This is a genomic window from Streptomyces sp. NPDC093591 (assembly GCF_044764885.1).
Lineage (GTDB): Bacteria > Actinomycetota > Actinomycetes > Streptomycetales > Streptomycetaceae > Streptomyces.
In genome coordinates this window covers 48,059-71,697 of sequence record NZ_JBIWIY010000010.1, presented here as the reverse complement: position 1 = coordinate 71,697, position 23,639 = coordinate 48,059, and the positions used below count along the sequence as shown (strand labels likewise).

General features: G+C 71.0%; 22 protein-coding genes. 9 read left to right on the top strand and 13 right to left on the bottom strand.

Annotated features, from left to right (window positions below):
• Positions 1 to 123: 123 nt before the first annotated feature.
• From ACIREI_RS22055 to ACIREI_RS22020, 8 genes are all read right to left on the bottom strand, one after another.
• On the bottom strand, positions 124 to 711 hold the full coding sequence (locus tag ACIREI_RS22055; RefSeq protein ID WP_403335289.1) for a GTP-binding protein: 588 nt from the start codon (positions 709 to 711) through the stop codon (positions 124 to 126).
• The gene (locus tag ACIREI_RS22050; RefSeq protein ID WP_403335286.1) at positions 698 to 1,078 is read right to left on the bottom strand and encodes a DUF742 domain-containing protein; all 381 of its coding nucleotides are present in this window, start codon (positions 1,076 to 1,078) and stop codon (positions 698 to 700) included. Before ACIREI_RS22050 ends, ACIREI_RS22055 begins: the two co-directional genes overlap by 14 nt.
• Positions 1,059 to 1,478, bottom strand: coding sequence for a roadblock/LC7 domain-containing protein (locus ACIREI_RS22045; RefSeq protein WP_147997842.1), 420 nt, complete (start codon positions 1,476 to 1,478; stop codon positions 1,059 to 1,061). The genes ACIREI_RS22050 and ACIREI_RS22045 overlap by 20 nt, the downstream gene beginning before the upstream one ends.
• Before the next feature lie 11 nt (positions 1,479 to 1,489).
• On the bottom strand, positions 1,490 to 3,808 hold the full coding sequence (locus tag ACIREI_RS22040; protein WP_403335282.1) for a nitrate- and nitrite sensing domain-containing protein: 2,319 nt from the start codon (positions 3,806 to 3,808) through the stop codon (positions 1,490 to 1,492).
• 203 nt (positions 3,809 to 4,011) lie between these two features.
• Complete coding sequence (locus tag ACIREI_RS22035) at positions 4,012 to 5,007, bottom strand: substrate-binding domain-containing protein (RefSeq protein WP_403335279.1); 996 nt, start codon at positions 5,005 to 5,007, stop codon at positions 4,012 to 4,014.
• A 240-nt stretch (positions 5,008 to 5,247) separates the two neighbouring features.
• Positions 5,248 to 6,051 (bottom strand): SAM-dependent methyltransferase, encoded by an 804-nt coding sequence (locus tag ACIREI_RS22030; RefSeq protein WP_403335276.1) that lies wholly within the window; start codon positions 6,049 to 6,051, stop codon positions 5,248 to 5,250.
• Between the two features lie 268 nt (positions 6,052 to 6,319).
• Entirely contained in the window at positions 6,320 to 6,760 is a 441-nt protein-coding gene (locus ACIREI_RS22025; protein ID WP_403335273.1) for a DUF6114 domain-containing protein, read from the bottom strand.
• The gene (locus ACIREI_RS22020) at positions 6,760 to 7,452 is read right to left on the bottom strand and encodes a DUF6230 family protein (RefSeq protein WP_403335270.1); all 693 of its coding nucleotides are present in this window, start codon (positions 7,450 to 7,452) and stop codon (positions 6,760 to 6,762) included. The genes ACIREI_RS22025 and ACIREI_RS22020 overlap by 1 nt, the downstream gene beginning before the upstream one ends.
• Before the next feature lie 663 nt (positions 7,453 to 8,115).
• Here ACIREI_RS22020 and ACIREI_RS22015 point away from each other — a divergent pair.
• Entirely contained in the window at positions 8,116 to 8,769 is a 654-nt protein-coding gene (locus ACIREI_RS22015) for a Tat pathway signal sequence domain protein (RefSeq protein ID WP_403335267.1), read from the top strand.
• Positions 8,770 to 8,787: 18 nt separating this feature from the next.
• Here ACIREI_RS22015 and ACIREI_RS22010 read toward each other — a convergent pair whose 3' ends face one another.
• Positions 8,788 to 9,720 (bottom strand): lytic polysaccharide monooxygenase, encoded by a 933-nt coding sequence (locus tag ACIREI_RS22010; RefSeq protein ID WP_403335929.1) that lies wholly within the window; start codon positions 9,718 to 9,720, stop codon positions 8,788 to 8,790.
• A 556-nt stretch (positions 9,721 to 10,276) separates the two neighbouring features.
• Here ACIREI_RS22010 and ACIREI_RS22005 point away from each other — a divergent pair.
• Entirely contained in the window at positions 10,277 to 12,070 is a 1,794-nt protein-coding gene (locus ACIREI_RS22005; RefSeq protein WP_403335264.1) for a S8 family peptidase, read from the top strand.
• 168 nt (positions 12,071 to 12,238) lie between these two features.
• Here ACIREI_RS22005 and ACIREI_RS22000 read toward each other — a convergent pair whose 3' ends face one another.
• Positions 12,239 to 12,916 (bottom strand): ScbR family autoregulator-binding transcription factor, encoded by a 678-nt coding sequence (locus tag ACIREI_RS22000; protein ID WP_403335261.1) that lies wholly within the window; start codon positions 12,914 to 12,916, stop codon positions 12,239 to 12,241.
• 180 nt (positions 12,917 to 13,096) lie between these two features.
• On the opposite strand from ACIREI_RS22000, the gene ACIREI_RS21995 reads away from it, so the two are divergent.
• The 3 genes from ACIREI_RS21995 (at position 13,097) to ACIREI_RS21985 (ending at position 15,966) form a co-directional block, all read left to right on the top strand.
• Positions 13,097 to 14,038: a ScbA/BarX family gamma-butyrolactone biosynthesis protein gene (locus ACIREI_RS21995; protein ID WP_403335258.1), complete on the top strand. Its 942-nt coding sequence runs from the start codon at positions 13,097 to 13,099 to the stop codon at positions 14,036 to 14,038.
• Between the two features lie 70 nt (positions 14,039 to 14,108).
• Positions 14,109 to 14,756: a ScbR family autoregulator-binding transcription factor gene (locus ACIREI_RS21990; protein WP_403335256.1), complete on the top strand. Its 648-nt coding sequence runs from the start codon at positions 14,109 to 14,111 to the stop codon at positions 14,754 to 14,756.
• Positions 14,757 to 14,778: 22 nt separating this feature from the next.
• Complete coding sequence (locus ACIREI_RS21985) at positions 14,779 to 15,966, top strand: damage-control phosphatase ARMT1 family protein (RefSeq protein ID WP_403335253.1); 1,188 nt, start codon at positions 14,779 to 14,781, stop codon at positions 15,964 to 15,966.
• 27 nt (positions 15,967 to 15,993) lie between these two features.
• Here ACIREI_RS21985 and ACIREI_RS21980 read toward each other — a convergent pair whose 3' ends face one another.
• Together ACIREI_RS21980 and ACIREI_RS21975 are read right to left on the bottom strand one after the other, a co-directional pair.
• Positions 15,994 to 17,256 carry a cytochrome P450 gene (locus ACIREI_RS21980; RefSeq protein ID WP_403335250.1) on the bottom strand — a complete coding sequence of 421 codons (1,263 nt, stop codon included), beginning with the start codon at positions 17,254 to 17,256 and terminating at the stop codon, positions 15,994 to 15,996.
• Positions 17,253 to 18,062: an alpha/beta fold hydrolase gene (locus tag ACIREI_RS21975; RefSeq protein WP_403335247.1), complete on the bottom strand. Its 810-nt coding sequence runs from the start codon at positions 18,060 to 18,062 to the stop codon at positions 17,253 to 17,255. Before ACIREI_RS21975 ends, ACIREI_RS21980 begins: the two co-directional genes overlap by 4 nt.
• A gap of 162 nt (positions 18,063 to 18,224) precedes the next feature.
• On the opposite strand from ACIREI_RS21975, the gene ACIREI_RS21970 reads away from it, so the two are divergent.
• The 4 genes from ACIREI_RS21970 to ACIREI_RS21955 all read left to right on the top strand — a co-directional run bounded on the left by ACIREI_RS21970 (position 18,225) and on the right by ACIREI_RS21955 (position 22,170).
• Positions 18,225 to 19,139 carry an ABC transporter substrate-binding protein gene (locus tag ACIREI_RS21970; RefSeq protein ID WP_403335244.1) on the top strand — a complete coding sequence of 305 codons (915 nt, stop codon included), beginning with the start codon at positions 18,225 to 18,227 and terminating at the stop codon, positions 19,137 to 19,139.
• Between the two features lie 9 nt (positions 19,140 to 19,148).
• Positions 19,149 to 19,931 carry an ABC transporter permease gene (locus tag ACIREI_RS21965; RefSeq protein WP_403335242.1) on the top strand — a complete coding sequence of 261 codons (783 nt, stop codon included), beginning with the start codon at positions 19,149 to 19,151 and terminating at the stop codon, positions 19,929 to 19,931.
• Positions 19,932 to 20,438: 507 nt separating this feature from the next.
• Positions 20,439 to 21,347, top strand: coding sequence for an ABC transporter permease (locus ACIREI_RS21960; protein ID WP_403335240.1), 909 nt, complete (start codon positions 20,439 to 20,441; stop codon positions 21,345 to 21,347).
• A gap of 37 nt (positions 21,348 to 21,384) precedes the next feature.
• Positions 21,385 to 22,170, top strand: a complete 786-nt coding sequence (locus tag ACIREI_RS21955) for an ABC transporter ATP-binding protein (RefSeq protein WP_403335237.1) — start codon at positions 21,385 to 21,387, stop codon at positions 22,168 to 22,170.
• A 76-nt stretch (positions 22,171 to 22,246) separates the two neighbouring features.
• On the opposite strand, the gene ACIREI_RS21950 is transcribed toward ACIREI_RS21955, so the two are convergent.
• Complete coding sequence (locus tag ACIREI_RS21950) at positions 22,247 to 23,488, bottom strand: endonuclease/exonuclease/phosphatase family protein (protein ID WP_403335235.1); 1,242 nt, start codon at positions 23,486 to 23,488, stop codon at positions 22,247 to 22,249.
• Positions 23,489 to 23,639: the final 151 nt, after the last annotated feature.

Below are 23,639 nucleotides of genomic sequence, written 5' to 3'. Positions count from 1 at the left end.
ATGGCCGATATATCGAACGAAGTTCGGTGAATCGACCAGAAAGTAGGCGTGAGTTGGGGGCGCGTCAATCACATGGTCATCCTTGGCGGGTTCTCGCCACGCGCGGACGCGACCGCTCGCGGCTCAGCTCGCCTTGCGAGCGTCCGCGATCAACTGGTCGATCAGGGCGATCAGTACGTCCCGGCACGACTCGCGCTCCCGCGCGTCGCACAGCAGCACCGGCACATGCCCGGGGAGCGCGAGGGAGTCCCGGATGTCCTCGGCGGGATAGGGATGCTCGCCGTGGAAGCCGTTGACGCCGACGACGAAGGGGATGCCCCGGCGCTCGAAGAAGTCGAGCGCCGCGAAGCTGGAGTCCGGCCGGCGGACGTCGACCAGGACGACGGCCCCGAGCGCGCCGATCGCCAGGTCGTTCCACATGAACCAGAACCGCTGCTGCCCGGGAGTACCGAACAGATACAGCACCAGCTCCCGGCTGATGGTGATCCGGCCGAAGTCCAGGGCCACGGTGGTGGCCCGCTTCTCCTCGATGCCGTTGAGGTCGTCGATGCCCAGACCGGCCGTGGTCAGAGGCTCCTCGGTACGCAGCGGGGCGATCTCGCTGACCGACCCGACCATGGTGGTCTTGCCGACGCCGAAACCGCCGGCGATGAGGATCTTGACCGTGTCGGGCGGTGCGACCGCTTCCACGGTGGTGTCAGAGCCGGCCAAGGCCGTCCCTCACTTTCTGCAGCAGGTCCAGGTCCGGGGTGCGAGGGGTGACGGGGTGCGGCGGGTGCACGGTGATCAGGCCCGCCTCCAGCAGATCGCAGAGCATGATGGCGACCACGCTCACCGGCAGGTCGAGATGGGCCGCGAGCTCCGCGACGGCGATCGGCCGGGCGCAGCGCCGCAGGATCCGTGCCTGTTCGGGCTGCGGCCGCGGCGCCCGCTCCGGCGGCGGATCCACCGCCGTCACCGTGGTGATCAGCGTGAAGTCGGTGCGGCTGGGCCGCGTCCGGCCGCCGGTGAGGGCGAAGAGACGTACCAGCCGGGCCGCCGAATCGTCTCCGCCCACCTCACGCGCCAGGGCCGACATGGGCCCGCGGTGCCGCCGACAGATGCTCGCCGATCTTCTTCACCAGCATGTTCATCTGGTACGCCACCACACCGACGTCCGCGCCCTGGTTGGTGAGGACGACGAGATGGGCGCCCGGCCCGGCGGAGGTCAGGATCAGATAGCTGTTGGCCATCTCGATCAGCGCCTGGCGCACCGGTCCGCCTCTGAAGTCCATGCTGACGCCCTTGCTGAGGCTCATCAGGCCGGACGCGGTCGCCGCCAGCCGCTCGGCGTCGTCGCGCAGGAAGCCGGTGGACTTGCTGACCACCAGGCCGTCCTCGGAGAGCACGACGGCGTGGTTGACGTCGGCGACCCGCTCCACGAGTCCGGTGAGCAACTGGTCGAGCTGGGTGTCCGTGGCGGGGGTGGGGCGTGTCATGGCGATGTCCTTCATGAACGGTCGGCGGGCGGGGTGGGGGACGTGGGGGAGGAGGCGGAGGGGGCCGAGCCCACCGGGGACGGCTCCTCGTGGTCGCATTCGTCGCGGGCCTGGAACGTTCCCCGCTGGAAGCAGGCGAGCGAGGAGGCGGCTCGTTCCGCGGTGAAGTCGTCGGCGCCCCCGTCCTCTTCGGGGGAGGCGGCCTCTTCGCGCAGCTCGGCGGCCAGGCTGGTCTGCGGCACGCGCCGGGGCAGCGGGGTGAGGCGGTCACGGCCGGCGGCGGGCGCGGCGGTCCGCTCGGGCGCGGTGCGGGCCGGGACGACCGGGCGGGACTCCCGTACGGGTTCCTCCGGTTCGGCGGCCCCGGCGTGCTCCACCTCGTCCTGGTCCGGCGCGGGCACGTCCCGCACCACGATGTCGTGCGGGATCAGCACGATCGCCGTCGTGCCGCCGTACGGCGAGGAGCGCAGGGTGACGGCGATGCCGTGCCGGCGGGCGAGCCGGGCGACCACGAACATGCCGAGCCGCAGGTCGTCGGCGAGCGCCACCACGTCGAACTGCGGGGGATCGGCCAACTGGGCGTTGAAGGAGTCGTAGTCCTCCTCCGACATGCCGAGGCCGCGGTCCTCGACCTCCACGGCCAGGCCCTTGGCCACCATCGCGGCCCGCACCCCGACCGGGGCCGGCGCGGGGGAGTACAGCGTGGCGTTCTCGATCAGCTCGGCCAGCAGATGGATCACGTCCGCCACCGCGGGCGGCGCGAGATGCACCTCCTCCTCGGTGTGCACCTCCACCCGCTGGTACTCGGCGACCTCACCGACGGCACTGCGCAGGATGTCGATCAGCGCGACCGGCTCGCTCCAGCTGCGGCCGGGCCGCTCGCCGCTGATGATGACGAGGTTCTCCTCGTAGCGGCGCAACTGACTGGCGGTGGAGTCCAGTTCGTACAGGCCCTTGAGGATCTCCGGGTCCTGATGCGCGCGCTCCAGCGCGTCGAGCTTGGTGAGCTGCAGGTTGACCAGGTTCTGGCTCTGCCGGGCGATGCCGAGGATGACCTTCTGGAAGCCACGCCGGGTGTCGGCGAGTTCGACGGCGGTGTGCACGGCGGTGCGCTGCGCGGCGTTGAACGCCTTGGCCACCTGGCCGAGTTCGTCGTGGCCGTAGTCCAGCGGCGGCGTGGCGAGCTCCACGTCGACCTTCTCACCGCGGTCGAGCCGGGTGACCACGTCCGGCAGCCGCTCCTCCGCCAGGCTGAGGGTGGCCACGCGCAGACCGCGCAGGCGCCGGGACAGCGAGCGCGTGATGCGCCAGGACATCACGGCGCACACGAGTACGGCGACGAGGCCCCCCACGCTCAGGGAGCCGGCCTTGATGAGCAGGGAGTGCGCCTGGTCGTCGGTGCGGTCGAGCAGGGCCCGGGTCTGCTGCTGGATCAGGCCGGTGTACTGGTCGGAGAGCGTGTCGATCGCTGCGGCCCACTGTTTCTGGGCGTCGGGCAGGGCGGTGCGGACGCTGTCGCCGCTGCCCGACGTGCGGGCCGCCAGCACCTGGTTCTCGATGACCTCGACATTCTGCCACGCCGCCCCTTGGAGAATCCGCTCGGTCTGGGTCTTCACACTGCCGCTCAGGGAGGGGACGACCTGGTCCTCGAGCAGCCACCGGCGGGCGTTGACCAGTTCCGTGAACCGGGCCCGTACGTCCGCGTCGAGCTCCCCGGACGGCCAGGCGAGGGTGAGCAGCGCGTCCTCCTGGGAGACCAGCTCCGCCGCCTGCTCCAGCATGACGAGCGGGCCGGCCTGCGAGGTGAGGTTTCCGTCGTCGACCTGGGAGAGCTCCCGGAAGGCGTTGATCTGGTCGTCGATGATCGAGGTGTACTGGTCGAGCGCCTGCTGCGGGGAGATGTCGGTGAGGTCGTCGACCTGGTCCCGGTAGTACTCGAGGCTTCCGACGCCCGCGATGACGGAGTACATCCGGTCGCCGATGCGGTACGGGGCGTCCTCGATCGCCTCCGACCGGCCGACCAGCTTCGCGATCGCCGCGTCCGTCTCCCGCCGCTGCTGGTCGAGGGCGGCCCGGGCACCGCGCTGACCGGCCAGGAACGCTGCCGACAGACCGCGCTCGCGCTGCAGGGCGAGGGTCGCGTCGGTGCCCATGGCGCCGCTCGACCTGCTCAGCTCGGTCTGCTCCCGCAGCCGCAGCCCCTCCGAGAACATCTGCGTCGTCGTCACCCCCCACATGGCGGCGAGGGTGATGCTGGGGATCAGTGCCAGGAGGATCAGGGAGAGACGTATGGAGCCGAGGCGGCGCCGGGCACGTGTCTGCGGAGACATCGTCGTCCTAGGGCGATCAGTGGGGGAGCGGCGGGCGGGCGGCGGAGACGGAACGGCGGGGGAAGGGGAGGCGGGGGACGAGCGCGAGGGGTGACGACGCGTCCGGTACGGCACAAGGGATGCGCAGGATGTTATCCGCACAAGTGGCCGCACAGCCCATGAGTGACCGAATCTTTGGGGACACCGTTGTACGCAACGTCCGCTCAGCGGGTCCCACGGGCCGCGAACCTCGTCACCGAGGCCACATTGGCCTTCGAGACGAGCGCGGGACCGGTCAGCACGGGCGCCTCGCCGCCACCGAGGGTGTTGCCGTTGGTCTTGTAGAGCCAGAGCGAGTCCACGGCCAGGTAGCCCTGCAGATACGGCTGCTGGTCCACCGCGAACTGGACATCGCCGTTCTTGACGGCCTTGACCAGATCGCTGTTGAGGTCGAAGGTCGCGACCCGGGCGTCGCTGCCCGCCTTCTCGGCCGCGTCGACCGCAGCGAGCGCGAACTGCGCGCCCAGGGTGACCACCTCGTCGATGCTGGAGTCCTGCCGCAGCCGGTCCGTGATGGCGGTGGTCGCCGCGTCCATGTCGGTGCCCTCCACATAGAGCATCTCGGTCTCGCCGCCGAACCCCTTCTTCACCCCGGCGCAGCGCGCCTCCAGGGCGACGTTGCCGCGCTCGTGGATGACACAGAGGGCGTGCTTGGCCTTGAGGCCGTCGAGCCTGTTGCCGACGACCGTGCCCGCGACGCTCTCGTTCTGGCCGAAGTACCCCAGCAGCCCCGCGGACTGCCACTGGTCCATACCGGAGTTGAGGCCGACCACGGGTATGCCGGCGGCCCGCGCCTCGGCGACCGGACCCGCCATCGCCGACGGCTTGGCCAGGGTCACCGCGATGCCGTCGGCCTTCTGCCGGATCGCGTCCCGCATCAGCTCGGCCTGGCCCGCCGGGTCGTCGTCGTGCGCGTAGGTCAGCTCGACGCCGTCCTTGGCGGCCGCCACCTGGGCACCCTTGCGTACGAGTTCCCAGAAGGCGTCACCGTCGCCGCCGTGCGTGATGAGGGTGATCTTCATCCCTGAGGTGCCCGCCGCCTCCGCACCCGACGCGTCGTCGGTCCCGCCGACGGCGGAACAACCGGCCAGCAGCAGACAGGCGGCGGCCGTCAGGGTCGCGATGCGAGCGAAAGCGGAGGAGGGGGATGGGGTCTTCATGAGGGTGCGGCACCTCGCTGTGCGGCCGAGCCGGAGGAACGAACGAGAGCACGGCCCGCGCCGCACGGAAGTGCGCCGACCTGGTGAACTCTCGCTGGGCCGGAGCCAATCGCGTGTGACCACCGGTAGTCAAGTGTGCAACCACTCGGCGTGAGTCGTTGCTGCCACATCGTGATGAACCGCTGGCGGGAGGGCGGGCCGAGAACCGGCCCACGCCCGCTGCTCGCGCACGCGACCGGGTCAACTCGGCTTGTGTGCCACCGCCCCGTACATCGCGATGTCCTCGTCCCGGATCACCTCGGTGCCCGTTCCGTCCGGACGCCACTTGTGGACCTGCACGATGCCGGGCTCGACGAGGTCCAGACCGGTGAAAAATTCCTCGGCCTCGGCGTGGGTGCGCAACCGCATCGGCATGCCCCGGGCCGCGTACTCCCGGGCGACCCGGCCCACCTCGTCCGGCGCGAACTCGGCGGTGCCGACGGACATCGCGAGGTAACTGCCCGCGGGCAAGGGCTCGAGCAGCCGCCGCACGATCCCCACCGCGTCGTGCTCGTCCAGCAGGAAGTGCACGATCGCGATGACGGTGAGCGCGACCGGCTCCCCGAGATCGAGGCTTTCGCGGAACGCCGGGGCGTCGAGCACGGCCGCCGGATCGAGCATGTCGGCCTCGATGTACGCCGTCCTCCCCTCGGGCGTGCTCGCCATCAGCCCCTCCGACAGCGCGAGCACGAGCGGATCGTTGTCGACGTACACGACCCGCGACTCCGGGGCCACCGACTGGGCGATCTCGTGGATGTTGGGCGACGTCGGAATCCCGGACCCGATATCGAGGAACTGCCGTATCCCCGCCTCCTCGACGAGATACCGCACGGCCCGGTTCATGAAGTCCCGGTTGGCCCGCATGTGCACGGGCAGCGCGGGCCACTCACGCGCCATGGCATCACCCGCTTCCCGGTCGGCCGGGTAGTGGTCCTTGCCGCCGAGGATGTAGTCGTAGATCCGGGCGGAGTGGGCGATCTCGGTGTCAATACGTTCGGCACACATGGGGCCTCCGGGACACGGGCGGTCGGACCGGCTCAGTCTGCCAACGGGCTGGCGGAGCGGGGAAGTTGGGCGGGGCGTGCGTATGGCCGGGGGAGGGGAGCCGGTGGTTCGGCACGCCCACCCCGGGCACTGGCCGACCGGCGGCCGGCATGCCCCACCCAGGGGGCGCGGGGCTGTGTCGATTTGCGGCTCCGCCGCGGGGTGCGACCAGCCCCCACACACCCGCACGCGCCAAACCCACTGGCCCCCTACGGTGCTCCGGCGTGGTTCAGGCGGGCTCCCCCGCCTGCTGAGCGCCGGTCACCGCAACGCCCTTCCGCCCGCCCCGCCGCCGCAGGCGCCCCCGCGGCTCCTGATCCGGAAGCCACCCGAAGGCAAGGGAACTTCCGGTGACCCCCAGCAGGAGCCCCACGAAGAACCCGCCCAGATTCGACGTGGGCCAGGTCCCCAGAGCGACCAGCACCCCGGTGATCGAGTAGAAGAGCCGCTGCGCCGGATTGAACAGGATCAACAGCCCGAGCAGCACCATCAGGACAGGCAGCAGATACCCCGCCAGACCCTGCATCCCGACATGCAGAACGACCTTCATCGAGGCCTTCATCGTGAGCAGGATCTCCGCCCCGCCCAGCGCGAGCAGCAGCCCACCCCAGAACGGCCGGTCGGCCCGCCAGCGACGGAAGGCCGACCGGAAACCCGCAGGCCCGCTCATCAGCAACCCGTACCGCTGAAGCGAAGCTTCAGACCCGGAAGCCGGAAGACACCCGCCGTCGTCGCGTAGTTGGTCTGCCGCAGGTTGGCGATGCGCACGGTGTCCGCCTGCTGGCTGAAGACCCCGATCGGACCCTTCACCCCGGCCTTGGTCAACGTACTCGCGTCGTTGCCGATCTCGATGTTGGTGAACGCCGCGTCACCCGACAGTTCCGTCGAGTCGGTGGTCAGATCGCTCGCCGTCACCTTCTCGGAACCACTGCCCGCGGTGATGAGCAGGTTCGTGCCACCGAGGTCGACGCTCTGGCACAGCTTCGTGAGCGTCGCGCTCTTGATCGCGGACGTGACGACCAGCACCTGCCCGCCGGTGTCCCCGGCGTTGGGGCTGCCCGGCGCCATGTTGTCGAGTCCGCCGAACTGCTCGAACCCGGTGCCGTTGAGCTCGGTGGCGGTGACCGTAAAGGGCATGCCGGAGATGGCGAACTGCACGCCCAGCGCGCCTTCGGCGGTGAGGACCGCGAGGGCGCCGGCGACGAGGGTGGCCGGCACCGCCATCACGGCGGCCCGGCGCGCCCGGACCCGTCCGCGTCTGGCGGGGCCGTCGCTGGTGTCGGATGCTTCGGACCCGGAACCGCTTTCCGGGTTCTCGGGGAAGTTGTCGGCGGACGAGGTGACGTCCGAGGACGAGGCCATAACTGCTCCCAGGTGCATGAAAGTGCGGGTAGGGCATCAGCGGCACGTTGTCCTGGCGCGGACAGCGCCCACGGCGCACGCCCCTCGCAACTCCCGGCGGGTGCAAGGGCTTTCTCGTACTCCGCAGTAGCCAGCCGGGAAGTTACCGGTGGTTACAGGCGAGGGTCAAGGCGGTTATGGAAAAACGGTGTTGATTGTGCGTCACCTGTGCGTCAAGGGACTCCGAGGGCTCGGCAAAGCTTCGCCGCCGACATCAACTCCCTTTCCACTCCTTGACGTTGACGGACACTCAGGTCTACAACTTGCCCTGGCTCCCCCCTGGATCCGTGGCGCCGGATCCGCCGCCGCGTGGCCTTGGCCCGCGTTCCCGGACTTGATGTCCTTCACATTTCCTCGAGATCACTCCATGGCGCCGTCACGGTCGCTTCCCCCCTCGGTCCGTGCCGGACGCCCCCGCCCGGTCCGGTCAGGAGCCCTCCCCAGGGACTCCGGCCGGTCACCGGTCGGGTTGCCGTTGCCGGTCCGTGATGTACGGAGAAGGCGTCACGGACCGGCAACGGCGCCCATCTCTCAAGCGCCCCACCCCCCACCCCCTCCCAACCCCCCTGAGCCGCTCAGCTGCCCTCAGGGCACACCCCCCAACGAAAGCCGAGGTACACCCCCATGCGCACCCGCACCCTCCTCACCCTCGCCGGCACCGTCGCCGCCCTCGCCCTCCCCATGGCCGCCCCCGCGTCCGCGGCCGACGGGACCGTTCTCACCACCGGCTCCGCCGGGGGTACGGCGGTCGCGGTCGGCGAGGTCCTCACCGCGCCGCTGGCGAGCGGCACCGCCGCCACGTTCTACTCCAGCGCGACCGGTACGAGCGGTATCTCCTGCACGTCGTCGCAGTTCACGGCCACCGTGACGGACAACCCCAGCGCGCCCGGGACCGCGACGGAGTCGGTCTCGGCGCACACCTTCGACGCCGCCAGCTGCACCGCCAACGTGGTCGGCGTCCTCGGCGTCACCAGCATCACGGTCGACAACCTGCCGTACAGTGCGGCGGTGACCTCCGACGGCACCGTCACCGTCACCCCGGCCGAGGGGTCCACCATCCAGACGACGGTCGTCCTGCGGACCCTGCTGGGCAGCATCAACTGCGTCTACCAGGCCCCCACCCTGTCCGGTACGGCGAGCAACGACGACAACACGATCAACTTCGCCAGCGCTCCGTTCGCCAAGGTCTCCGGCTCGTCCCTCTGCTTCGCCAACGGCTACTTCACCGCCAAGTACGCCCCGGTGACCGGCAGCGGCGAGGCGGTGTACGTCAACTGAGGTCCGTGGCACCGGAGTTCACCTCCGACGCAACCGCAGCGCCAGAGCGGCGCCCCCGGTGAGCACCAGCACCGCGGCGGCGCCGCCCGCCAGTAGGGGCGTGGAGGGCCCCGTACTCGTGCCGCCGGTGGACGCCAGCGGCGTGCTGTCGGGCACGGTGCCCTCCCGAGAGCCCGGGTTCGCGGGGCCGGACGGGGAGGAAGCCGTCGGGGAGGCGGTCGTACGCGCCTTGCTCGTCGGCTCGGACGCCGGTGAAGGATCCGCATCCGTACGGCCGTTGCCGCGGTTCACGTTCGCGGTTGCCGAGGCCGTGCCCCCGCCTCCGCTCTCCTCGCCGCCCCCGCTCGCCGGGAACACCACGTCAGAGCACGAGTAGTACGTGTCCGGCGTGCTGCTGTTCTGCCAGATCGTGTACAGCACATGGCGCCCGGCCCGGTCGGACGGCAGCGTCGCCCTGATCCGGTACGCGCCGTCCGTCAGTGCCGGGTCCCTCACTTGCGCGAACGGCTTCTCCGGGAGGTTGGACCAGGTCAGCGGCTTCGTCGGGTCGTATCCGGGCTTGGTGAGATAGAGCTTGAAGGTGCCGGTGTGCGGGATCGTCGAGACGTACCGCATCGTCAGGGCGGAGCCGGGTGTCAGCCGGGTCGACGGCCAGTCGGCGCGGGCCAGGTCGAGGCCCCGGTAGGCCGGCAGTCCGCCGCTGCACAGCTCCCCGTCGGGGACGATCTGCCGGTCCCGTCCGTTCACCCCCGCGATCCGAAGGTTGTCCCAGGCCGTGAAGGGTTGGCCGTTCGACGCGACCGCCGCCCGGCAGGCCGCCGACCGCGACGTGCTGCCGCCGTCGGGGGAGCAGCCGTACACCCGGCTGACCGGATCCGTCGGCGCACCGTGAGCCTGCGCGGGACCGGCGGCGAGGAATGGGCTCACGGCGACGGCGGCCAAGCAGGCCAGACGGAGTCCCCGACGGCTCGACAGCGCCCCGAAGGGCGCGGGGCTGTACCGATATGCGGTTCCGCCGCGTGCGCGCGACCAGCCGCGACGTCGCCGCAGACTGAAGACGGCGGTGCTGTATGCGGTCGTCCGGAACATCCGGAACCTCTCCTCGGCCGGCGCTGAAACGGTGTGCTCCCGTGCAGTACGGCAACGACGCCCGGCGCGTTCACCGCGAGGCATCCGGCGCAACTCGGGCCATACCTGCTCAACCTGCGGAGCCCGAGGGTGGGTTTCCGGCCGGATCGAGGGTTTCCCCTGTATCCCGATGACCTTCCCTTTGCCTATTGTTCGACCACAGCCGACCCACAGGTAACCCCGAACGGGTCGTAGCTCGCGCCAGGCCGGCCGCCGCGCCCCCGCACTTCGCACCACCCCCACCTGCACTTCGCACCACTCCACCCGCCTTCCGGCGTACCCCCCGCCGCTTCGACGACGAAGCGAAATCGACCGCCGCTCCGCGCTGCCCGGAGTACGGCCGGCCACGAAAGGCAATCCCTTGCGTACCTCTGCATCCATGAGACGGAAGCTGATATCCGTCGCCGCCGTCTCCGCCGCGCTGTTCACGGCCGCCACCACCGTCGCCGTGGCCCAGGACACCGCCGCTCCGCAAGCCGCCGCCCCCGTCCCGGCGGCCCAGACCGAGGCCGCCCCCGGCACCCCGGCCGAGCGCCTCATCGTCGGCTACAAGTCCGGTGCCAGCGAGGCCAAGTCGAACAAGGCCGCCGAGGCCGACGCCGCCGCCAAGGGCAAGGAGGCCGGCGAGGACCTCGACTTCCAGCGCCGCCTCGGCTCCGGCGCCGCCCTCGTCGACCTGGGCGAGGACCTCACCAAGGCCGATGTCGCCGACGTCGTCGCCGAGTACCAGGCCGACCCGCAGGTCGCCTACGTCGTACCGGACCGGCTGAACAAGCCGCTGGCCACCCCCAACGACACCGAGTACAGCAAGCAGTGGGACCTGTTCGAGACCACCGCGGGCATGAACGTGCCGGGAGCCTGGGACGTCGCCACCGGCAGCGGGGTCACCGTCGCCGTCATCGACACCGGTTACGTCACCCACTCCGACCTCGGCGCCAACATCGTCGCGGGCTACGACTTCATCTCCGACGCCACGGTCGGCAACGACGGCAACGGCCGCGACAGCAACCCGGCCGACCCGGGCGACTGGACCGCCGCCAACGAGTGCCAGGCGGGCGACCCGGCCTCCGACTCCTCCTGGCACGGCACCCACGTCGCGGGCACCATCGCCGCCGTCACCAACAACAGCAAGGGCGTCGCGGGCATCGCGCACGGCGCGAAGGTCTCCCCGCTGCGTGTCCTCGGCAAGTGCGGCGGCTTCGACTCCGACATCATCGACGCCATCACCTGGGCGTCCGGCGGCACGGTCTCCGGCGTCCCGGCGAACGCCAACGTCGCCAAGGTCATCAACATGAGCCTCGGCGGTGGCGGTGCCTGCACGACCGCCACCCAGAGCGCCATCAACGCGGCCGTGAACCGTGGCACGACGGTCGTCGTCGCGGCGGGTAACAGCAACGCGAACGCCGCCAACTACTCGCCGGCCAGCTGCAACAACGTCATCAGCGTGGCCGCCTCCGACCGCCAGGGGAACCGCTCCTACTACTCCAACTTCGGAACGGTCGTCGACATCGCGGCCCCGGGCGGCGAGACCAACTCGGTGACCTCCAGCGGCATCCTGTCCACGCTGAACTCCGGCACGCAGGGCCCGTCCTCCGAGAGCTACGACTACTACCAGGGCACCAGCATGGCGGCCCCGCACATCGCGGGCCTGGCCGCAGTGATGAAGTCGGCCAACGCGTCGCTGACCCCGGCGCAGATCGAGTCCGCGATCAAGACCAACTCGCGTGCGCTGCCGGGTACCTGCTCGGGCGGCTGCGGCGCGGGTCTGGCGGACGCGGCCAAGACGGTGCAGGCGGTGAGCGGCAGCTCCGGCGGCTCCACGGGGGGCACCACCTTCACCAGCACCTCCGCCGTCTCCGTCCCGGACAACGGCTCCGCGATCGAGTCCGCCATCGCCGTCAGTGGCCGCAGCGGAAACGCCCCGTCGGCCCTCCAGGTAGGTGTGGACATCACCCACACCTACCGCGGTGACCTGGTCATCGACCTGGTGGCGCCGGACGGTTCGACCTACCGTCTGAAGTCCGCCAGCTCCTCGGACTCCGCGGACAACGTCAAGACCACCTACACGGTCAACGCCTCCAGCGAGACCGCCAACGGCACCTGGAAGCTGCGCGTCCAGGACACGGCGGCCCAGGACACGGGCACGCTCAACAGCTGGAAGCTGACCTTCTGACGACAGTCATGACGACCGACAACTGAACGCGCGCCCTGAGCGGGTGCGTACCACAAGCGGGCGGGCCGGCCGGTGCGGATGGGGCATCGGCCGGCCCGTCGTATGTTGAGAGCGATTCGGCCACCGGCCGGCCCGGCGGAAACCGTCGGTCCGGTCGGTGTCGTGTACTCAGCGTACGGACAGATCCATGGCGACCGGTTCGAAGTCCGCGGCGTCGAGGGCGGCCAGCACGCGCGCCCCGCGATCGGGCTCCCGGTCGATGCCGGTCAGCAGGCCGGGGAGCGCGATGCTCGGCAGGAGGTGTCCCCACAGGACCGATATCCGCTCCGCCAGATCGTCGCGGTCGTTCAGTGCCCGGGACATCAGCTGGATGCCCGCGAACGCGCCGACCACCAGCTCCACCGTCTGCCGGGGCTGCACCGTGGGCAGCAACTCGCCCTGGGCGCGGGCCCGTTCCAGTATCTCGAGCAGATGGTCCGCCCACTGCCGGAACGGCCCGGAGTGATCGACGCCGGGCGGCCCGCTCTGGTCCACCGCCAGCCGCACACTGCCCTTGAGTAGCGAGTTGCTGAGCAGCCGCTGCCCGAACACGAAGGTGATGTCGACGAGTTCCTGCAGCTTGCACGGCTGAGGTGGCACCGCGCCGAGCGACAACTGCTCGTCCAGCACGGCCTGGGCGAGGGATTCCTTCGAGGGGAAGTGGAAATACAGGGCGCCCTTGGTCACCTCGGCCCGCTCCAGGACCATCGCGATGGTCGTCGCGGTGTACCCGTGCTCGTCGAAGACCGCGCCCGCGGCCTCCAGGATGACCTTCCGCGTTCTGATGGCGCGCTCCTGCCTCGCCATAACAGCCCCTCCGCTGCACCGAGTTGACCTCTGCGTCCGGCGTGCGCCGGAGCGGTTCGGGCACGGTCGGGCGACCCGAGGCCGCATTGAAAACAAACCGGTCGCCTCGTACTCTAACGCTCGCGGCACGGGCACCTCGCCGTCTGTTCACGCACATACGGGGGGACCCAAGGAGGGGACATGCCTCATCCGCGGCAATTCGCCACGATCCCGCTCACCGAGACCCCGAGGGCGACGGACGGCCTGACCGCCACCGTACCCCGTCAGCTGGTCCACCGAGCCTCCGTCGCCGAAACGTTTCTCACCGGGGCGACCAGCACCGGCACCGACCGGTTCACCGTCTTCGCCCAGTGGCCGCGAGCTCATCAGTTACACGTGTCGCCGGACCGGTCGGCGTATGAGCCGCTACTGGTCGCGGAGACCGTCCGTCAGACCGCCGCGCTCCTCGCGCACACCGCCTACGACGTCCCCCTGGGCCACCAGTTCGTGCTCAGGGAACTGAGGATCAGCACCCGTCCGGAGTGTCTGGCCGTCGGTGCCGTGCCCGCCGAACCCGTCCTCCACATCGCCGTCTCCGACGTCGACCACCGCGCCGGTCGCCCGGCCGGATTCCGCTGCGACGCGGACATACGGCTCGGTGGCGAACGTGTCGCGACCGGGCACCTGGCCGTCACCTGGACGAACGCAGCGGTCTACCGCCGGCTGCGCGGCGGGCGCACCGCGACCACCGTGTCCGCGCTGCCCGTCCCGCCCGGTCTGCCACCCGCCGAGGTGGACCGCGCCCTGCCCGCGGACGTGGTCCTCGCCCCGACCGGCCGACCGGGCCGCTGGCAGCTGCGAGTTGATACCGCACATGCTGTTTTCTTCGACCATCCCCTCGATCATGTGCCCGGAATGCTGCTGCTGGAGGCGGCCCGCCAGGCCGCACGGGCCCGCACGCGGGGCGGCCGACGGCGGCCCGTCGCGTTCGATGCCGTCTTCCATCAGTACGCCGAACTCGACCAGCTCACCTGGATAGAAGCGGTCGACGGGGGCAGCGGTAACGGCGACCGCGTCCAAGTGCTGGGAGGGCAGGGAGAATCGACGGTTTTCGAGTGCGAGGTGGGAACCGAGGGGCGGTGAGATATCGTGTGCGGAGAGTTAGAAACAAACGGCATGACCCGTTCTTTTCCGTCCCAGGAGAGTCCCGCCGATGGTGAGGCAGTTACGCGCCGAACAGACCCGCACCACGATCCTCACAGCCGCCGCCGAACTGTTCGACCGTCACGGCTATGAATCGACCAGTCTCAGCGACATCGTCGAGCAGGCCCAAGTCACCAAGGGCGCCCTGTACTTCCACTTCGCGGCGAAGGAGGACCTCGCCCAGGCCATCCTGGAGCTCCAGTCCAGAGCCTCGCGCCAGGTGGCGGCCGAGATGGACGGCAGGGGCTACTCCTCGCTGGAGGCCCTGATACGCACGACGTTCGGCATCACGCGGCTGTCCGTCGAAGGGCCGATACCCCGGGCCGGCCTGCGCCTGGCCACGGGGGGAGTGGTGATACGACCGCCCCTGCGGCACCCCTACACCGAGCTGCTGGACATCACCACCCGCAAACTCCTGGGCGCCGCCAAGGAGTCCGACATCCATCCGGACGTCGACGCCGAGGCCGCGGCGCACTCCCTGGTCTGTTTCTTCGTCGGTACCCGCGTAGTCGGCCGCCCCCTCGAACCCGTCGCACGCCAGCCCCGCAGGGTGGCCGAGATGTGGCACCTCATGATCCGCGGCCTGGTCCCGGTACCCCGCCGGGCCCGCTATCTCGCGCTCGCGACGCAGCTGGAGCGGGAGATCAGAGCCGTATGACAGGCGCGATACGGTGAGCCGTATGCCCGACAGGTCCGACCCCCAGCTCGCACCCGTACTCCTCGGCAACGAACCCGGCTCGTTCCCGCACAGCGTGCTCGCCGAGCGGCATCCCGCGATCATCCGGCAGGTACGGGAGTCGTTCCCGTACGGCCCCGAGCGGCACCGCGCGCTGGACGCGCTCCTCGCGAGCTGCACCAAGGGCGTGATCGAACCGCTCCCCGCCGACGCGCCCGACGGCGGCCGCTGGGCGTCCTGGGGCGCCGACACCTGCACCGGCCGGTCCTGGTTCGACGTACCGTGGCTGTGGTCGGAGAGCTACTTCTACCGCCAACTCCTCGAAGCCGTCGGCTACTTCACGCCGGGCCCCTGGCAGGGCATCGACCCCTTCCGGCCCTCCAAGCTGGCTGAACTCGACGCCCCCGAGACGGACGAGGAACTCGCCGCCCTCGACGCCCTCGCGGACCTGCCCGCCGACGAGCAGGACCGGGCGCTGCTGCACGGGTCGCTGTGGGGCAACCGAGCGGACCTCGGATTCCGTCTGTCGGCCGCGCAGGACGAGACCTCCTCCGACACCCCGCCCCTGGTGGCCGACGACAGCGAGACCCTGTGGTCCCTGCTCCCACCCTCGGGCTCCGCCACCCTGTGCCTGATCGCCGACAACGCGGGCCGCGAACTCGTCCCCGACCTGCTCCTCATCGCCCGCCTCCTCACCCAGGGGCGCGTCGGACGGGCCGTCCTCCACGTCAAGCCGTACCCCTACTACGTCTCCGACGCCACCCACGCAGACGTGCTCGACGCCCTGCGCCGGCTGACTCGAGCACCGGGCGCGGCCGCGACGTACGGCCGCGTGCTCTGGGCGGCGATGACGGACGGCCGCCTCGCCGTCCGCGCCCACCCCTTCGCCGCCGCCCCCCTGCCGTACGCGGCGATGCCCGATGACCTCCGCGAGGAGCTCGCCGCGGCCACCCTCACCATCGTCAAGGGCGATCTCAACTACCGCCGCCTCGTCGGCGACCGCCTGTGGCCGCCGACGACGCCGTTCGCCGAGGTGACCGCCCACTTCCCCGGCCCGGTCGCCGCCCTGCGCACCCTGAAGTCCGACGTGATCACCGGCCTGGACGCCCGCACGGAGGCGGCACTGGTGGCGGCGGAGGGGCAGAAGTGGCGTACCGGCGGGACGCATGCGCTGGTCCAGGTACGGACGTGACGACCGCGCCGGCTCGCTCGGCGGCTCTCAAGTGATGTGTACGGGAAGCGACTTGAGTCCGTTGATGAAATTCGACACCAGCCGCCTGGGTGGACCCGCCGTCCGCAGGACCGGCAGGACCCGCAGCGCCTCCCGGTAGAGCACCCGCAGCTGCAGCCGCGCGAAGTGCGCGCCCAGGCAGACGTGCGGGCCGTCACCGAACGACACGTGCGGGTTCGGGGCGCGGGACGGATCCAGCCGGTCCGGGGCGGCGAAGGCCCGTTCGTCGCGGTTGGCGGAGGCATGGAAGACGACCACCTTGTCGCCCGCGCGGATGTGTCGGCCCGCCAGTTCGGTGTCCTCGACGGCGGTGCGGCGGAAGGTGAGGACGGGCGGGTGCCAGCGAAGCAACTCATCGACAGCCGAGGGTAGTTCGGCGCGTCCGGCTCGCAGTGTCTCGTACGCCTCAGGGTGCTCGGCCAGCGCCAGCAGGCCGCCCGGGGCCGCGCTGCGGACGGTGTCGTTGCCCGCGACGGTGAGCAGGAAGAAAAACATCTCCAGCTCGGCGCGGGAGAGTTCGGCGTCGTGGGCCAAGGTGGTCATGACGTCGTCGTCGGGGTAGCGCCGCTTGTGCGCGGCCAGTTGCTGGGCGTACCCGAACATGTCCGCCAGCATCGCGGGCGAGCGCGGATTGACCGGCCGACCCGCCGCGTCCAGCACCGGGGCGCCCGCCTCGTCCGGGTCCTGGTAGCCGATCACCCGCTGCGTCCAGTGCAGCAGCAGCTTGCGATCGGCCTCCGGCACGCCGAGCAGGTCGGCGAGATTGAGCAGGGCGTAGTCGTCGGTGACGGCGGTGACCAGGTCGACGGTGCCGTCCGAGGCGCGGGCTTCGCCCAGGGCGCGCGCGAGGAGCGATCGGGCCCGTTCCCGCGCGACCTCGGTGAAACGGTCGATGCGGCCGGGAGTGAAGGCCCGGCTGACCAGCCGCCGCAGGCGCCCGTGCCCCGGCGGATCCTGGTTGAGCATCATGCGGCGGATGAACGGCAGGTCGTCCGGGTCGGGGTCCCGGATCTGCGTGGCGCCGATGTACGAGGAGTACGTCGCCGAGTCCTTGAGCACGCGCACGACGTCCGCGTGCCGTGTCACCGCCCAGAACCCGGGCCCGGCCGGCCAGCCCAGCACCTCGGGCTCCTCCTGTCGCGCCACGGGGTGGTGGTCGCGCAGGGTGCGATAGGCGTCGTAGGGCACGCCGGTGGCGTACTGCCGGGGGTCGAAGACGTCGGGGACGGGCGGTGCGTCGTGGACGGTCACGCCCGCCCACCTTCGTTCGCGCGGTCCGTGCCGTCCGTGCCGTCCGTGCGCAGGAAGTCCTCGACCACCCGGATCAACTCCAACGGGGTCTCGTCCATCGGGTAGTGGCCGGCGGCGGGGAGTTCGTGCAGCTCGGCACGGGGATACCAGGTCATCCACGTCCGGCGCAGGAGGTCGGCGGACAGGGCCGGGTCGAGGGCGCCGGCCACGGCGAGCGCGGGCACGGGCGAGCCCTCGACCTGAGTGTGGAAGTCCTCCCCGGCCCAGGAGTCCAGCCAGGCACGGAACGCCTTCTGGTCGCTGACCGCGAGCGAACGGGCGACCATACGGTCGAGCCAGGCGGCCGGTCGGTGACCACCGGTGGTGATGTCGATGATGGCGCGCCGGTTCTCCGGCTTGTGCGCCGCGTCAGCGAACAGCTCCCACTGCTCCGGCGGCAGGGCCAGCCCGGAGGCCGGCACCGGCGAGACTCCGACGAGCCTGCGCAGCCGGTGCGGGGCGACGGTGAGGAGGCGCTGTCCGACCGCTCCGCCCATCGAGTGACCGACCACGGAGAAGCGCTCCCAGCCGAGCCGGTCCGCGAGTTCCACCAGGTCCAGGGCGGCCTCCGCGGTCGTACACGAACCGACGGCGTCCTTGCCGTCACCGTATCCGCGCAGATCGACCAAGGCGTAGGTGAAGGCCGTGCGGTCGAGGTCGGGCAGGACGGGCGCGTAGGCGGACCGGTCGGCGAACCAGCCGTGCACGGCGAACACCTTGTGGGTGCCGTCGCCGTGCAACTCGTGCGGAAGTGTGAAGGAGGTCATGGGACCAAGGTGGCGCATATCGGCGGAGACCGGCAGATTGACGGGACGTCATTCACATGCTGTATGTGGTGATCATGACAAAAGCTTGGTAGTCATGTCGACATGCCGTTACGCCAATTGCGCTCGGGAACGAGGACAGCGACCGCCGCCACGGCCACCCTCATGCTGGTGGCACTCACGGCCTGTGGCGACGACGGGGACTCCTCGTCCGGGGCCGAGGGGCAGAAGACCGTCACGGTGGCCGCCCTGCCGTTGATCGACTGTGTCGCCCTCTACATCGCGCGCGATCGGGGACTGTTCGAGAAGGAGGGTCTCGACGTCCGCATCCAGCAGGTCCAGCAGAGCCTCCAGGCGCTGCCCGCCCTGGCCAAGGGGCAGATCGACATGGTCGCGAGCGCGAACTACGTCACCTATCTGCAGGCTCACGAGCAGGGCACCCTCGACGCCCGCATCGTCGCGGAGGCGATCAGGGCGGCCCCGCGCATGATGGAGGTCCTGGTGCCCGAGGACTCGGACATCAAGACCGTCGCCGACCTCGCGGGCAAGAAGCTCGCGGTGAACACCCTGAACAACGTCCAGTCGCTCACCTTCAACGAGATCCTGGACAAACAGGGCGTCGGACACCCCGTCTACCGGGCGATTCCCTTCCCACAGATGGGGGCCGCCCTGGACAAGGGGCAGGTCGACGCCGTGCACGCGGTGGAGCCCTACGACAGTTCCATCCAGGACGAGTTGAAGGCCAGGGTGCTCGTCGACGGCTCGTCCGCGCCTGTGGAGGCCCTTCCCCTCAGCGGGTACATCAGCACGGGCAAGTACGCCGAGGGGAACGGCGAGACCCTGGCCGCGTTCCAGCGGGCCATCAAGGCGGCCGTCCAGATCGCCGCCGAGGACCCGTCCGTCGTACGCGACACCTTGCCGACGTACACCAAGGTGACCGAGCAGCAGGCCGAGTCGATCGACCTGCCCGTCTTTCCGCCCACCATGGACGCCACGCAGCTCACCCGGCTCACCGACCTCATGGAAAAGCAGGGGATGCTGAAAAAGCCGATCGATCCGGCGACGCTGATGGTCAAGTGACGTGGTGACGTGAAGGGCAGCCGTCAGGAGCGGCTTCTGCTGGGCGCTTTGGGTGTACTGCTGGCCTTCGGCGCCTGCGAGGCCGTCTCCCGCGCCGGTCTCGTACGGCGCAGCTATCTCCCGCCCGCCTCCGAAGTCGTCGCCCGCGCGGTGGAGTTGGCGGGCGACGCGGTCTTCCTGGAGGGCATCGCCGCCACACTGCGTGCCTGGGCGCTCGGGCTCGGCCTGGCCTGTGCCATCGCCGTCCCGGTCGGCCTCGTCCTCGGCAGCGTGCCGGTCGTCGACGCCGCCGTGCGTGCGATCGTAGAGTTCCTGCGGCCGCTGCCGTCCGTCGCGCTGATCCCCCTGGTCTCCCTCCTCCTCGGCTCGGGCACCGAGACCAAGGTCGCGCTGGTGACGTACGCGTCGGTCTGGCCGATCCTCTTCAACACCATCTACGGCCTCGGCGAGACCGACCCCCTGGCCAAGGACACCCTCCGCGCCTTCGGCTTCGGCCGCCTCGCCGTCCTCCTGCGCGTCGAACTGCCGGGCACGGCCCCCTTCATCGCGGCCGGCATCCGCATCTCGGCGGCGGTCGCCCTCATCCTCGCCGTGGCCACGGAGATCCTCTCCGGCTTCGGAGACGGCCTCGGCATCTTCATTGCCCAGGCGGGCCTGGCCACGGACGGGACGCGGGATGTGCTGGCGGGGGTGGTGTGGGCGGGGGTGCTGGGGCTGGTCATCAACGGGGCGCTGGTGTGGGGCGAGCGGAGGTTGTTTCCGTGGACACCGGGGCGGCGGGGTGTCGGGTAGGCGCGGGGGTGCGGTGCGCGGGGGTGCGGTGCGCGGGGGTGCGGTGCGGCGGTGGGTTGATCGGCGGGCCCTGGCTGGGGTGCCGTGGCCGGGAGGAGTGGTGTCGGAGGGGGCGTGGGGTGACGTGAGCGGGGTTGGGGTGGAGGGCTTGGGCACGGCGGGTGTTGTGGGGGGTGGATTGCCGGGCGCGGGCGCGGGGGACGGCGTGTGGGGTGCTGCGCGGGGTGGATCGCTCGGTGCGGGTGCGGGTGCGCGCGTTGCTGTGCCGGGTGGCGCGCTCGGCACGGGGGCGCGGCGGGTGGTGGGGCGCAGGGCCCATGGGCTGGGCGCCCGGGCGTCGCTGCCGGGCGCGTTGTGCGAAGCGGGCGCGTGGCCCGAGCCGTCCCCGGCGGTCATGACGCCCGTCAGCCGTCCCGGGGCCGCCCCCGTGACCCGCCCACCGGCTCCCAGGCCGATCCGCCCCGAGCACCTTCGACACTCGCCGCCTCGCGCTGCGAGGAGTCCCGAGTGAACCAGCCGCGCACCACCGCAGCCGAATCCGCCGGGCCACCCGACCGACGGCCGGCCGCCGCACGCCATTCCTCACGCCACTCCAAGCTCCCGCCCGTCATCCACCGCACCCTGGCCCCCGCCCCCGTACGGCACGCCCTGCTCCGCTGGCTCGTCCTCGCTCTCGCCGTCGCCGTCTGGCAGTTGGCAGCCCGGGCCCACGGCAGTGTCTACTTCCCGCCGCCCGCCGAGATCGCCCGGCACGCGCGCGACCTCTGGTTCTCCGGCCCCGTACGGCACGCCTTCCTCACCGACGTCGCCGTGGCCGACGTCCTGCCGAGCCTCGGCCGAATGGCGGCCGGGTTCGGGATCGCCGCCGTCGCCGGGATCGCACTCGGCATCGCGGTCGGCCGCTCGCGGCGCGTGTACGCCCTGTGCAACCCCGTCCTGCAGTTCGCGCGCGCCGTCCCGCCGCCCGCCCTGGTCCCCGTCTTCGTCGTGCTCCTCGACTTCGGTACGCCGATGCAGATCGCGTCGATCGCCTTCAGCGCCGTCTGGCCGGTGCTGATCAACACGGCCGAAGGGGCCCGCGACACCGACCCGCTGCGCATCGAGGTCGCCGCAGTCCTGCGCCTCACCCCGACCGAACGGCTCCGCTTCCTGATCCTGCCTTCCGCGCTGCCGCGCATCTTCGCCGGACTGCGCCTGAGCCTCTCCCTCTCCCTCATCCTCATGGTGTTCTCGGAACTGCTCCCGGGCACCGCCAACGGCATCGGCTTCACACTCACCGACGCCCAGTCCCGCTCCGACCTGCTCACCGTCTGGGCGGCGCTGGCCCTGCTCGGCGCCCTCGGCTACCTGCTCAACACCGGCCTGCTGGCGGTCGAGAAGCGACTCGTCGGCAGGGGGAGGACGACCACCGTATGACCCGCACACCCCCCACCACCTTCGCCGAGGGACATCCATGCTCCGCCTAGACGCGGTCGGCCAGCACTACGGCGACCACCAGATCCTGCACGACATCACCCTCACCGTGCCGGAGGGCCAACTCCTGTGCGTCGTGGGCCCGTCCGGCTGCGGCAAGTCCACGCTCCTGCGCACCATCGCGGGCCTGCTGCCGGCGTACGACGGCACGATCGCGCTGGACGGCACGCCCGTGCGCGGCGTCCCCGACAACCTGGCCGTCGTCTTCCAGGACTACGCCCGCTCCCTCTACCCCTGGCTCACCGTCCGCGAGAACGTGGCGCTCCCGCTGCGCCGCCGGGGCCTGCCGAGAGCCGAACGCCGGGCCGAGGCCGACCGCATCCTGGCCCGGGTCGGCCTCACCGACGCGGCCCGCCGCCACCCCTGGCAGCTCTCCGGCGGAATGCAGCAACGCGTGGCGATCGCCCGCGCCCTGGTCTGCCGCCCCTCCCTCCTCCTTATGGACGAACCCTTCGGCTCCCTGGACGCCCAGACCCGCGAGGACCTGGAGGACCTGCTCCTGGAGGTCCACCGCACGGACGGCGCGACGATCGTCTTCGTCACCCACGACATCGACGAGAGCGTCTACCTGGGCGACCGAGTCGTCGTCCTGTCCCCCGGGCCCGGCGCCAAGGTCGTCCTGGACCTGCCGGTCGACCTCCCCGGCACCCGGGACCAGATCACGACCCGCGGCCTGGCGGAGTTCGTCGCCCTGCGGTCGGAGGTGGGACGGGCGGTGCGCAACCGACCCAGCCCGTCTGGGGGTGCCCCCTCTGGGGGAGTTTGAGGACGAGGCCCGTTCAGGGCCGAAACGGGGCTGGGGCGGCAGGGGCGAGAGACCGCGCCGCCCACGCCGCCGTCGCTCACCCCACGCGCACGTCCTGCCACACCAGCCGGTGATCGGACGTCGGCACCGTCGTCCCGTTCCCCACCAGCCGGTACAGCGGGTCGTCGGACGTCGGCCAGAACACGCCGTTCGCGCCCGGTATCAGGCCCTTGGACGGCAGGACGTAGTCGACCCGCAGGTTCCCGGGAGCGGTGTCGCCGAAGTCGGCGGTGTCGTACGCCGCGTCGCCGGTGTGCGAGGCGTTGGCGCCGCCCTGGAGCTTCGCGGCCTCCACGGCGCCCGCGCTGGCCGGGGGAGTGGCCGGGAGGTTCACCGCCGGGTGGTCCAGCAGCTGCCGTATGGCGTGGTCGTAGCTGTCGCCGTCGTACGGATCGGCGTTGTTGTCGCCCGCGATCACGAACCGAGCCCCGGGCCGCAGTCCGCCGCGCACGCCCTTGTCGTCGTAGAGGTAGGCGCTGCGTCCGCGCCCGCCGATGTAGTCGGCCCACAGCCGGATCTCGTCGTGGTTGCGGCGGCCGTTGCGGTCCTCGGTGCCGTCGAAGGTGGGCGGGGTCGGGTGCGAGACCAGGAAGTGCACGGTGGAGCGGCCGATGCGCACCGGCACGTCCCAGTGGCTCTTCGACGACAGCCGCAGGATCGCGTGGGCCTCGTCGCTGTAGTAGCCCGGGGGCATGAGGTGGCCCGGCATGTCCTTCCACAGGAAGCGCTGGAAGGTCCGCACCGCCCGCGTGTCGATCGGGTACTTCGACAGCACGACCATGCCGTACTGCCCGGGGAACCAGCCGTAGCCGTACGCGTCCTGCCCGTACGCATCCGAACCGGGTGTCGTGACCGCGCCGTTCTTGCCGTCGAGGTCGACACCCGTCGCGACGCCCGTGTTGACCGGGCCGGTGAAGTGGTACGGGAAGCGAACCGGCTTCGCTCCGCCCTGCCCGACGGACAGGTAGTTGCGCAGGAACAGGCGGACCGCCCGGCCCTGGTCGTCGTAGTCGAACTCGTTGATCAGCAGGATGTCCGGGTCGACCCGCTGGATGGTCTCGGCGGCGTTGCGCGCCTGGATGTTGTCCGGCGTGGACAGGTCGGTGATCAGCGCGCCCTGGGCCGAGCGGTTCAGCGAGGCGTTGAAGGTGGCGAACCGTACGGACCGGCGGCCGTGCCGCTCGGCCGCCGAGGCCGGGAACGCCGCGGTCGTGGCCAGCGCCGCTCCGGCGAGGGAGGCGAGCGCCGTGCGGCGGGAGAGGGATCCGGTGTGGTTCATCGAGGCTCCGGAGAGAGGGAGGTGGAGGTGGAGGTGGAGGGCGAGAGGCGGAAGTTGGGGGAAGGCGGAGGGGGACGGAGGCGACGCATGAGGCTCGAAAATTCTGCGCGCGTAGAGATGAACGCCACAAGGTCCGGCGAGAACTCCCGGA